Consider the following 12,601-nt stretch of genomic DNA (forward strand, 5'->3'; position numbering starts at 1 on the left):
CAGCACCGTGTTGCCGATCTGTTCGCCCAGCTCTACCGAGTTATTGTAGGTAGAATCCGGCAGGGCGTCTTTATATTGTCCGTAGACTTTATCCTCGTATCTTTTCAGCGTATCGAGCGAAAAGGTGACTTTGTGGGCCACCGTAAAAAAGGCTTTGGTGGCTGCCAGCACATAGTTGTAGCTTTTGCCTTTCTGCGGTTCCGGCATTTTGTCAAAGTCGCGCAGTTGGGCGGTTATCGAGGCCAGTTTCGGGTCGGCATAACGCATGGCTTCGTAGCTGGCCAGGTTGGTATAGCCGTAAATGCGGCTGGCTACCGGCGGACTGAACACGTCATATATGATCACTTGTGTCAGGGCGTCTTCGTTGGCGTGCAGCACATCGGCGTCTGCCGGTAATGGGGCTTTATGGGTGCAGGAAGCAAGGAGCAATACGAAAGCAGCAGCTAAAATCAGGTTTAAACGTTTCATTTCTTAATTAATTAAGAGGAATATTTCTTGAATGACCATCGTTGTCTGTTACGGTTACCGATGCCATCGAGCTATCAATACTGAGATACCTGCCCGACTGGGACAAGAAAGAATCGCCGTAATAAAACTCCTGCCTTGCTGTTTTGCCGTTCTTGTATCTGATAACGGCGAACATATCCATAGGCTGTAGTTTTACGATGCGAACGGCCCTTTTTAACTCAAATATTTTCATCGGCCCCCTGTTTTGACTTGCCGCAAGCAGGTAATCGCCTTTTGCCCCCATTACCTTTACCAAAGCTTTTCCGTTTGCGGGGATATAGATTCCGCTTTGCATAATGGTAAGAGGCTTGAATCCGCCTTTGCCATCTCCTTTCAGCATCAAGCCATTCAAAGCGTCGTAACGGCCTGTAGTAAGTTCAGTACCGTAATCATTACCATTCATCACCACGTCAAGCTTACCGTCTCCGTCAAAATCGTCAACAACCATCCCGCATAATTCCGAAGTTTGCGCCTCCAGCGGCAATGGTATCATGGTGAACTTTCCATTTCCGTCGTTACGGAGGTAAACCGATTCCTGCGTATTCGCTTTCAAGCGCAATGCTCCTTTTCGCATGTCGGGCGGCAGTACATCATCCATCGTAGCTGTAGCAAACGATTTATAATTCTGGTACTTTGTGCGCATCATCAGCACCTGTTTGATGATATCGTCACGGGTATGCACGGGAAACTCCTTCATTTCACCGTTCTCATCTTTTAAAAACACCGATGGAAACGCGTCATAACTTCCGTTATTGTCAAAATCCTTGGCTGTAATGTAAGCGGGATATTGGTCGGTCGCGGTAAAAAATGTGTTAAGGCCGGTGTTGCCAACTATATAATCGATATCGCCATCCTGGTCAAAATCGCCTGCGGCAATAGTGTTCCACCAGCCTAACTTATTTTCGATACCGGTAGTTGCCGTTACATTTTTAAATACCCCATGGTCATTTTTCAGAAAGGTTACCGGCATCCATTCTCCCGCCAGGATCAAATCGGGCCAGCCGTCGTTATCAAAATCCGTAAACTCGGCATCGCAAACAAGTCCAACATTGACCAGGCTCTTAGCAACGGATGGTGTAACATCGGTAAACTTAGCGTGCCCGTCCTTACTATCATTGCGAAGAATAAAGCTGGACACAGGTTTTGGATAGTTCCACGGGTCAACCCTGCCAGATACAAACAGGTCAAGCTTGCCGTCTTTATTATAATCAACAGCGCGCACGCACAACTTGCTGGTAAAGTTTTTTGGTAACGCATCAGTAGCTTCAATAAAATTACCTTTCCCGTCGTTTATGTACAACCTGTCTTGGTAAAAGCGGGAGCCCGGCTGATTTTCGTATCCTCCGCTGGCAACATACAGATCGGGCTTACCATCGCCATTTGCATCAAACAGTACCAATCCCTCGTCTTTAAAAGCATCGCCTGGCTTTATTTGATTTGGCGCCAATAAATTTCGCTGGGTGAATGTACCATCGGCACGCTGCAAAAATAACTGTGACGGATGTTTGGAGGTTCCGCCAACAATAATATCATCCAAACCATTGCCATCCACATCCCCCACAGCCAGGCCCGGTGAATATTCCGATAATTTATGCGGCAATAGCTTCTGGATATTAAAATCGATAACATCCTCGTCCTCGTGTTTATAATTAACCCCAAGCATCCGGGTCACTTCGGTGAATAAGGTCTTTTTATCTATAGCGGGCTGGGCAAAGCTATACGGCTCGTTCGCATCTTTTATGTTTACATGCAACGCCTGGTCCGCTTTCACGTTTCTCAAAACCTGTTTTTTTAAGTTCTGCCAGCGTATTACTACCGAGTCAATAGTCGCAATTTTACCCAAGCCAAAATGAGCTATATTTTGAATAGTTGAAAGATATCCCCTGAACGGAGTATTTTCATACACCTGGTGCTTGCCGTGGTCGTAATAAATGTCGGCCCAGGCACCTATGCCATCCCTGTTATTGGGGCCACCGGTGAACTTGACATGAAGATAATGACTGGTGTTCGGATCTTTCTCGCGTGAGGTATTCTTATAGATCATGGCCTCATCATTAGTATTATTGATGATCACGTCTAAATCGCCGTCATTATCCAGGTCGGCATAAACTGCGCCATTTGAAAATGAGGGCGTTCCCAATCCCCAGCTTTTTGTTACATCGTCGAATTGAAGATGACCGGTATTTTTGAAAGCAAAATTTGATATTTTAACTACAGGTATCTGGTCCAGAACTTGTTTCTTACTGGCTATAAAATAAGACTGCGCCCTGAAATTCATAAAATCATGGTCCGTAACATCGCGCGGATAACCATTTGTTATAATAAGGTCGCGATAGCCGTCATTGTCAAAATCAGTCAGTAAAGGCCCCCAACTCCAGTCGGTTTGGGAAACACCGGCCATGAAAGAAATATCGCTAAAAGCGGGATCGCCGATCGAATCATTTTGCCCCAGGCGCGGCCCCTGGTTTACCTGGAGTACGTTACGCGAATACTGGTATTGATATCCATACCGGTCCATGTTCTGAAAAGCCTGGTAATTATTCGCGCTCATAAACATCTTCTTCCGGTAATTGTCACCGGGGTTCATGTCTAATTCTACCACATCCGCAAGACCATCGTTATTAATATCTTCAATATCCTGGCCCATCGAACTGAGCGAGGTATGCTTAAAATAGTCTTTCGATTTATCGGTAAATGTACCGTCGTGGTTGTTGATGTATAATATATTGTCCGGCAGAAAGTCATTCGTTACGTAGATATCCTTCCAGCCATCGCGATTGATATCCACCGTACTCGCAGCGTGGCCAAAACCTTCGATAAGTATCCCTGCCTGTTTGGAAACATCATGAAATACCGGGTGCTTCAAAACAGCGTCCCAATCATTGCGGTAAAGGTGGCCCGTGCTGTGTCCGGTACCATCTTTAATAATAGGTTTAAACAAACTTACGTTATCTGTTGATTCGGCGTCGTTAACCGCAAGGTACATGTCAAGGTCGCCATCATTATCATAATCAAAAAATGACGCCATCGTCGAATATAGGTTGATATTTAACCCGTACTCCTTTGCCATTTCCTTAAAATGCGGCACACCATTTTTATCGGGCCCCTGATTTATGTAGAGCAGATTGAGCCGTTTCGCAGAATCGCTTAATAAAGTATTACATACATATATATCGGGCCAGCCATCATTGTTGATATCAACTACCGAAACACCTCTCCCCCAGCCCCCTTTACCGCCAACACCAGCCTCAGCAGTAACATCTTTGAATTTCATATCGCCTTCATTGATATACAGCTTGTTCGGGACAGCGTTTCCGGCAAAATAAATATCCTGTAACCCATCGCCATTAAAATCGCCCACACCTACTCCTCCGCCATTATAAATATTTAGTTTATCTAAGGGATTTATGGTATCATTCTCAATAATAAGGTTATTAAAAGTTATACCTGAACGTGATGAAGAAATGTTCTCAAATAAGGTATTTTTCTTGCAGGAAAAGAGAAAAACGGTTGCAAGCAAGTAAGAAAAGTAAAAACGATATCTCATTAAAGAATGTAAATATTGGTCAGTTAAAACTACAAAAAAAAAGGGGAGGAGATAAAATCTCTTCCCCTTTTTTTAATATCCGGATTTAATTATGGATAGTTTGGATTTTGTTTTAGAGCACCTTGCTCTGCACTAATTTCACCTGTTGGAATAGGATAAATCTCATTCCTTCCGGCGGTAAATGTGGCGTTTTTCAAAACTGTATTTGCAAAGAACGCAGTTGGGTATGACGTATTCTTTGTAATATACGCGTTCAATACACCGGCCATATAGCCAGCAGGCTCTGGGCCACCATACAAGCCGTCATAACGTTGCAAGTCAAAGAAACGTTTCCCTTCCATTGCAAGTTCCAGCCTTCTTTCAAACCATACGGCCTGACGGGCAAATTCTTTAGAACCCGTTGCTATTTGAGTTGTATATAAACCAATTTTGTAGTTTGCTGCATTCTGAGAGTTGTCTACAATTGGTTTGCCAGCATCGCCGCCGGTATAACCGGTCAAACGGCCTTTCACCCAGTTCTCAGGATGATCAGCCATGCGTGAGCGCACCATATTTACATATACTTGCGCTTGTAACTGGGTGCCTGCTTCAACCTCGCATTCAGCAGCCCATAACAGCACTTCTGAAAAACGGATCATATTAAAGTTCATAGCCGACGCCTGGCCTGGGGCCCACCCACCATAAGACTGGCTCGCTGTAGCAGCCTGGCTTTGCTTGTAGACATTTTTCATGTTAATATATGGACCAGCATCGCCCTGGGCACGAGCCCAGCTTGCACCCGGCATAATACCATAATCAAGGAAAGGGATACCTCTCCTGCCTGCGGTCCAGTCCAAACGCGGATCGACCGGAGTTGTCTGATCGGGCATGTAAGTAGCATCTTCTGACAACACAGCCTGGTCTGACTTTAACGGGGTCGTGTCAAAGTTACCCATGCTGCCATCGGCATTTATCAATGGAAGCCCGGTAACGGCATCTACTTTAAATGCGTCAACCATAGTGAACGATGGCTGATAGAAACCGCAACATCCGGTAGGACCCGCTGCCGGCCAGTTAAGTACGTCGCCGGGGTTACCGTTTGCACCGCTTGAACCATCATTTACCGCCATCTGGATAGCGAAAACTGCTTCCGGACCATTTTTCATGTTGGCATTGAAGTTATCATTGAAGTTGGCGTTTAAAGCATATTTTACGCCGGCATTTGTTTTACCATTTTGTATCACATCTGTCAACGCAGTTTTCGCTGCGGCATAATTGTGATCAAACATATATGCCTCACCTAAAAATGCTTCGGCAGCGTATTTATTGGCACGGCCAGCCTGTGCTTGAGTTTCAGGCAAATCAGCAGCCGCAGCGGCAAAATCTGCCTCAACTTTATCCCATATAGGGCCTGGGTTGCCAACATTGTAGTTACCGGCGGAGTAGGTCACCGATTCATCAACGTAAGGAACATTCCTGAATATCTTTGATAATTCAAGATTCATTACACCACGGATAAACCTGGCCTCGGCGGTTGCCTCTTTAGCGTACTCAGCGCTAACTGAACCGTCTTGAACTAACGGAAGTTCACGGATGACGTCATTGGCGCGTTGTACACCTGCCAAACAAACCGTCCATTTTTCCAAAACATAGTGGTTTGAACCGTCAACGCTGTGGTTCATGATCTGAGCAGCATCAGGCTGGTCAGTTGCATTTGAACCCTTGTTAGCGTCGTCCGAAGCAATACCCCCAAAATGCCAGTTACTTGGCGAAGCACCCCATGTACCACCTACAGTAATGTTGGAGTTCATCTCCAAGGTAGCATAGGCGCCAATCAGTAAACCGTCTACACCGGCTTTGGTCGCCAGAACCGAAGGGCTTAGCTGGTTTACCACCGGCTGGTTCAGTAATTTCTTACAGGAATAAGACACCGTAAGAAAGACCAATGCAGCCGGGATAATAAATTTAAACATTGAATTTTTCATAATTTAAAATTTTAAAATCCTATATAATTATATCTTTTTTTTAGAATGTTAAACTAACACCTACTATATATTGCCTTTGGTTACTAGGGTAGTTACCATAATCAATACCAAAATCGTTTGCACCGCCAGCAGCAGGAAGTTCAGGATCCAAGCCTTTATATTTGGTAAAAGTGAAAGGGTTGGTTGCCTGCACGTATAGGCGCAATTTGTTAACGCCTACTGCTTTGATCAGCTTTGGATCAAATGTATAACCCAATTGAGCTACCCTTACTTTCAGGAACGATCCTGAAGATACGTAAAACGAGCTGGTTTGGGTTGAACCCATCGTATTGGTATAAGTTGCAATAGGCAATATTGGGTTAGTTACACCCGGGGCACCGTAAGACTTAGTCAACAGGTCGTTAGATTTTGCGCCGTTAAACGACCCGTAGAAATCGGTCCAGTACAAAGTGTAGTTAAACACGTCGTTACCATACGAACCGTATAACACAGCCGAGAAATCCCATTGTTTGTATGTAGCACCCAGATTAATACCGTAAGTAAAATCGGCATTAGGGTTACCAATAAAAGTACGGTCAGCATCAGTGATCTGGCCATCGCCATTTACGTCAACATATTTGAATGAACCTTCTGCAGCACCTGCATATTTAGGCACATTGGCATTGGTTATGTCAGCAGCGCTGTAGAATCCATTAGTTTTAAAGCCATAGAAGGCGCCAATTGGGTGGCCTGGTTGCTGGCGCACAATTGGCAGCACACGTGTGCCTGCTTCGTCCTGGAATGCCCTTGGCATACTAACAACCTTATTTTTGTAAGCGGTAATATTAGCGCCAACGTTAAACCTAAAATCGTTACCAACATTGCCATGATAAGTAACGGCCAGGTCAATACCTTTGTTCTCAACGTTACCATTGTTAACAGAGGGTGGATTTGAACTCGGTGCACCCAAAGTGCCAGGCAATGATGCAGGGAACAATAAACCGCTGATGGTTTTCTTGTAAATATCAAGTGTTACTTCCAAATGATGGAACAATGATGCATCCAAACCAAAGTTTAAGGTTTTATCCTTTTCCCAGCTTGTTTTTTCGTTACCGTCGAACGATGCATAAAAACCTTGCGTAGTTACGCCCGCGCCATTGATAGCATAGTAACCATTGCCCGGATCAGAACCATAAGCATTGAAACCGTTGGCACCACGTGAGTTAAAGTCGCTACCGGCAACACCATAGCTGGCGCGGATCTTCATGTCATCGATCCAGGTCACTGATTTCAGGAAGTCTTCCTGAGATATTCTCCACGCCAGCGAAACTGCCGGGAATGTACCCCACTGATGGCCAGGATAAAATTTCGAAGATCCATCACGACGTACTACAGCGCTAACATAATATTTACTGTTGTAGTTATAATCGAGTGTAGCAAAAAACGATTGAATAACTTCCGGCTGGCTTATACCGCTAAAGTAGGTCTTATCAGCAGTAGCAGCACTTAAACTGGCATAAGACGGGTCGACAGAGAACAGGTGCGTTCCGTTACCGCCTACGTACCTGCCTTGCTGAAGTTTCTGTTCGAAACCAACCAAAGCATTTACGGTGTGCTTGCCAAATATTTGAGAATATTTTACTGTATTGGTCCAGTTGTAATTGCTGTAATAGCTGGCGCCTTCGTAAACAGAGTTACTGCCGCCGTGCGACTCGTAATCCTGGTATTGAGGTGTGCCGAAGCCGTAATAGTAGTCATTAGCAATATTACCACCCATACTCATGTGTGCAGTAAAGTGCTTCAGGAAGTCTACTTCAGCGAATACGTTACCTTGTATGTTCCAGGTTTTGTGATGTTGGTTTAACAGCTGTGCGGCCTGTGCAACAGGGTTAGACGCGTTACCAAGCGGCTCGCCACCAGGTCCATCATAACCACCGCCATAATTTACACCGCTGATATCATAAACCGGTATTTGCGGGAACTCGCGATAAACCATTGAGATCGGGGCTCCTTCATTTTGGTTTGACAGTGCGCCTTTACCGCTTGGGGTCTCAGAATAGAATAAATATCCAGTCTCGCCTACACGTATATTATGCGCGATATTGAAGTTCGTATTGATACGCGCTTCATAACGCTTGAAATAACTGAACTGCTGTGTACCCTGCTGATCAAGAAATCCTAACGAAAAATAGTAAGCATTTTTGTCATTTGCACCGCTGGCAGTTACCGTGTGGTATTGCTCAGGAGCTGCCTTAAACAATTCATGGAACCAATCTGTACCTGCCTGGTTAAATTTCTGGATCAGGAAGTCCTGGCTGTGATCACTTGCGTTAAAGTTATATTTCGAAAGCAAGTCGCCAACTGCCGGAGCACCAGTGCCGCCGGCCACGCCAGCTACACCGCCCGGACCCTGGTAACCATATTCAGGCACAGTGCCGGGACCACCCGGATAAATTTTCTGCTGAGCAGTAGCGTCACCTGCAAGGTAAGCGATCTTTGACTGGCCCGCAGGCGAAGCGATATTGAATACATTACCGCCTTTTGGCACCTGAGTACCATAATAAGCATCGTAAGTTAGTGTCGATGCTCCTGCTTTACCATGCTTGGTAGTTATGATAACTACGCCGTTACCACCGGACACACCATAAATAGCAGCAGAAGCGTCCTTCAGTATCTGGATGCTTTCGATGTCATTCGGGTTCAAATCCGACATAGTGCTTGTTTGAACACCATCAATAACGTACAGCGGCTGAGAGTTCCCAAGGTTTGATATACCACGGATCAAAACAGAGCTACCACCACCAGGCTGTCCGCTTGTTACTACCTGAACACCGGCAGCCTGCCCTTGCAGTATGGCATCCGTACTACCGCCTGTAGGTATCTTCTTGGCGTCTGTCAGATCGATAACGGCAACCGCGCCCGCGATATCCTTTTTACGCTGCGAAGAGTAACCTGTAACAACAACTTCGTTAAGGGTGCTGTTGGTTACTTCCAGAGTGATGGTACCAAGGTCGGCAGAGTTTACTGTAACCGACTTGGGTTGATAGCCAATGTATGATACGATCAATACATAGCCTACTTTACCACTGAGTGTGAAGTTACCATTAACGTCCGTCACAACACCTGTGTTAGTACCTTTGATTTTGATGGTAGCGCCTATTACTGGTTGTTTATCATCGCTGCCGATGACTTTACCTGTAATCTTTGTTTGGGCTGTAACTACCAACGAGGAAAGGGTGCATAGTACCAGCAAGCACATCGTCCTTCCTTTTTGAAGTAAACTTTTAAACATGAGATTGAGATTTAGTTGATTAATTTATTGATTTAGTTGATAATTGAATTCCAGAGAGAATTGACCACAAGCTATTGGCTCGAATCAAAAAGATTTACGCGATGCCCCATAAAGTGAAAGTATGGGGTACGTGAAAGATGGCCTAAAAGAAAAAAATGTAAAGGTTTTATCATCTATATTTTTTGATAACAGATATTAAAAAACAATCGCTGTCCTTTTTGCTCTAACACGCCCGACACCTCAATGTGTCGGGAATATTAAATTTCTATTATGTTATAATTATATCAGGTTCTATTAGCCGGTCCGCTACCCGGAAAAGCTAAAATTGGCATTCCTCTAATTTAAATAGAGTGTATTGTTTACACAAGAATTATTTTAAGATTTATCAATTAAATATTTTTAACCTTGAATTTTCGGCAAAATATCAACACAATCTAATAATAGCGATGAAATAAGCAACAAACTTGACCGGCTATTAACAAAAATGCAATACAAAAATGAGAGGGATGGTCAGGTTTAGCACTAAAAATCGGTCATTCATATCATAATTCATTATTCAGAGATAAATATTTGCTTAGCGGCCATGTATCTAAACTGTAAATCCCGATTCATAAAAAGCCCAGAAAATGTTAAAATATCATCATACCACTGCCAGGAATGTCACAGCCGGATTATCGTCCAATAAGTCAAAATCACCCCTCAAAGTCGTCGTGAAATCAATTAAAATAAAAGATAAAAAAAATAGCAGGCGCTGGCCTGCTATTTTTCTGATAAAATAATATCAGCTCCGATTACTTTGTCCACTGCACTGATGCCGAATGGGTTTCAGCAGAATTCGTTCCGATTTCGATAACGAACTTACCCGGTTCCCAGTCATATTTAAGTTGAGTATTGTAAAATTTCAGGTCGTCAGGAGTGATAGTAAACGATACCTCTTTCTGCTCACCGGGCTGCAGATTTATTTTTTTGAAGCCTTTAAGTTCTTTCACCGACCGGCTGATACTTGCCACCGGATCGCTGACATAAAGCTGCACGACTTCCTCGCCGGCAACCTTGCCGGTATTAGTTACAGAAACAGTTGCCGTTAGTTTTTTATTTCCTTTCAAATTGGTATTGCTGAGTTTCACATCTCCGTAACTGAACGAAGTATAACTTAACCCGTAACCGAAGGGGTAAAGCGGATCGTTCGAAATATCCAGGTAATCAGACTTAAATTTGGCAGGGCCCTTTCCGTCAAATGGCCTGCCTGTATTTTTGTGGTTATAATATATAGGTACTTGCCCAACACTTCGCGGGAATGTTGCTGTTATTTTGCCGGCAGGGTTATAATTGCCAAAAAGCACATCCGCAATGGCATTACCGGCTTCGGTACCCGGCGCCCAAACATCCAGAATAGCATCGAATGTTTTATCTTCCCAGGTTAAAGCAAGCGGGCGGCCGTTAAATAACACGATAACCACCGGCTTGCCGGTTTTTGCGAGGGCTTTTAACAAGTCGCGCTGCGTTTCGGGTATAGTGATGTCGGAACGGCTTGATGACTCGCCCGACATATTTGCCGACTCCCCTACCACTGCAACAACCACATCTGCCTTCTTTGCAGTTTCAACTGCTTCGTCTATCATCTCCTGCGCCGGACGCTTATCCTTTATCTGCTTCATGCCAAAAAACCACGAACGTTCATTCAAAAGCGAATCATCTGTAAAATTCGATCCTCGTGCATATAATATATTTACATCGCCACCCACCACATTCTTTATACCGTCTATCACGCTAACTGACTTTCTCGGGTCGCCGGCAACTACCCAGGTACCCAGCATTTCCGAATGGTTATCGGCCAATGGTCCGATCAGCGCAATAGTACCCGATCTTTTCAGGGGCAATATATTTCCTTTATTCTTCAATAGCACAAACGAATGCTTTGCTGTTTCTCTTGCCGCCTTGCGGTTTGCATCGGTCATTTCTGCTTTTGCTTCAACATCCGCACTGATCGACTTGTAAGGATTGGCAAATAACCCCAGTTTATATTTCGCTTCCAATACCCTGCGGCATGCCTGGTCAATGTCCGCCTGGGTAACTTTACCCTCTTTTAATGATTTTTTCAAGGTGGTAAGAAAACCCTCCCCCACCATGTCCATATCCAGCCCTGCTTTTAATGCAAGTGCAGATACCGTTTGCAGATCGCCCAAACCATGCGCGCTTAGTTCATTAACAGCAGTATAGTCAGAAACAACAAAACCTTTAAATCCCCATTGCTTACGCAGCAGATCGGTTAGCAGCCACTTATTAGCCGTAGCCGGTACACCATTAATGGTATTGAACGAACTCATAAAGCTACCTGCACCAGCATCCAAAGCAGCTTTGTAAGGCGGCAGGTAATCCTGGTACATTTTGATCAGGCTCATATCAACGGTGTTATACTCGCGTCCTGCTTCGGCGCCCCCATACAGGGCAAAGTGTTTTACGCAGGCCATCACCGCATCGCTTTTGGTCATATCATTGCCCTGATAACCTTTTATCATTGCTTTAGCTATCTGAGAGCCCAACCATGGGTCTTCCCCCGACCCTTCCGATATGCGCCCCCAGCGAGGGTCGCGGGCTATATCCACCATGGGCGAAAAAACCCAGTTGATACCTTCGCCGGTTGCTTCCGTAGCTGCTATACGTGCCGATTGTTGTATTAACCCCATGTCCCAGGTTGCCGACATACCCAGGGGGATAGGAAAAATAGTTCGGTGACCATGTATCACATCCAATCCGAATATTAACGGTATGTGCAGGCGGCTGTTTTTAACAGCTATTTCCTGCGCCCTTTTTATATAGTTTGTCCCCCAAACACCAAATATCCCGCCGATATCGCCCTTGCCGATCTTAGCCTCGATATCCTTGTTGACTGTCGATCCGGTTACGCTTTGACCGCCTGTTACCAGGTTTAGCTGACCAATTTTTTCGTCCAGCGTCATTTTACTCATCAAACCGCTTACAAAAACATTCATCTTTGTGTCGGCAGTTTTGACTTGTGCAGAAGATAAATTGACGGACGAGAACATCACAACTGACAATACAACTTTTTGTGCCGATCGGTATATTAAATTATTTTTCATCTTTGGCTATCGAATTGGATTTCAAAAACGCAGGACATTAACGGAAAAAATATTTCTGAGCGAAATAATAAATCCTGTTCCTGATATATTTATAAAATTATAAGTTTAAAAATTGGTTCAACACCGAAGCCGCCGGCCTCTTGGTGTATTTTGAACACAATACTATTTATTATTATTGGGATAATCAAAGTATTTTTGTACTATAGCTTAA

At 44.4% G+C, this 12,601-nt stretch carries 4 protein-coding genes and 1 pseudogene; all 5 read right to left on the reverse strand.

The features are described from left to right. Positions 1 to 468, reverse strand: a pseudogene (locus tag VL525_RS00535) (phosphoesterase); the annotation flags it as partial. A gap of 7 nt (positions 469 to 475) precedes the next feature. Continuing rightward, positions 476 to 4,054 carry a VCBS repeat-containing protein gene (locus tag VL525_RS00540; protein WP_325382187.1) on the reverse strand — a complete coding sequence of 1,193 codons (3,579 nt, stop codon included), beginning with the start codon at positions 4,052 to 4,054 and terminating at the stop codon, positions 476 to 478. Positions 4,055 to 4,143: 89 nt separating this feature from the next. After that, positions 4,144 to 6,018 (reverse strand): RagB/SusD family nutrient uptake outer membrane protein, encoded by a 1,875-nt coding sequence (locus VL525_RS00545; RefSeq protein WP_325382189.1) that lies wholly within the window; start codon positions 6,016 to 6,018, stop codon positions 4,144 to 4,146. 40 nt (positions 6,019 to 6,058) lie between these two features. Next, on the reverse strand, positions 6,059 to 9,289 hold the full coding sequence (locus VL525_RS00550) for a TonB-dependent receptor (RefSeq protein ID WP_325382191.1): 3,231 nt from the start codon (positions 9,287 to 9,289) through the stop codon (positions 6,059 to 6,061). Positions 9,290 to 10,080: 791 nt separating this feature from the next. Then, entirely contained in the window at positions 10,081 to 12,390 is a 2,310-nt protein-coding gene (gene bglX, locus VL525_RS00555) for a beta-glucosidase BglX (RefSeq protein ID WP_414684718.1), read from the reverse strand. Between the last annotated feature and the right edge of the window lie 211 nt (positions 12,391 to 12,601).

This window comes from Mucilaginibacter sp., from assembly GCF_035492695.1.
GTDB lineage: Bacteria > Bacteroidota > Bacteroidia > Sphingobacteriales > Sphingobacteriaceae > Mucilaginibacter.

What these genes read in the sequence shown, in the direction of transcription:
- VL525_RS00540 (WP_325382187.1), bottom strand. Translation starts at nt 4,054, where the DNA reads ATGAGATATCGTTTTTACTTTTCTTACTTGCTTGCAACCGTTTTTCTC.
- VL525_RS00545 (WP_325382189.1), bottom strand. Translation starts at nt 6,018, where the DNA reads ATGAAAAATTCAATGTTTAAATTTATTATCCCGGCTGCATTGGTCTTT.
- VL525_RS00550 (WP_325382191.1), bottom strand. Translation starts at nt 9,289, where the DNA reads ATGTTTAAAAGTTTACTTCAAAAAGGAAGGACGATGTGCTTGCTGGTA.
- bglX (WP_414684718.1), bottom strand. Translation starts at nt 12,390, where the DNA reads ATGAAAAATAATTTAATATACCGATCGGCACAAAAAGTTGTATTGTCA.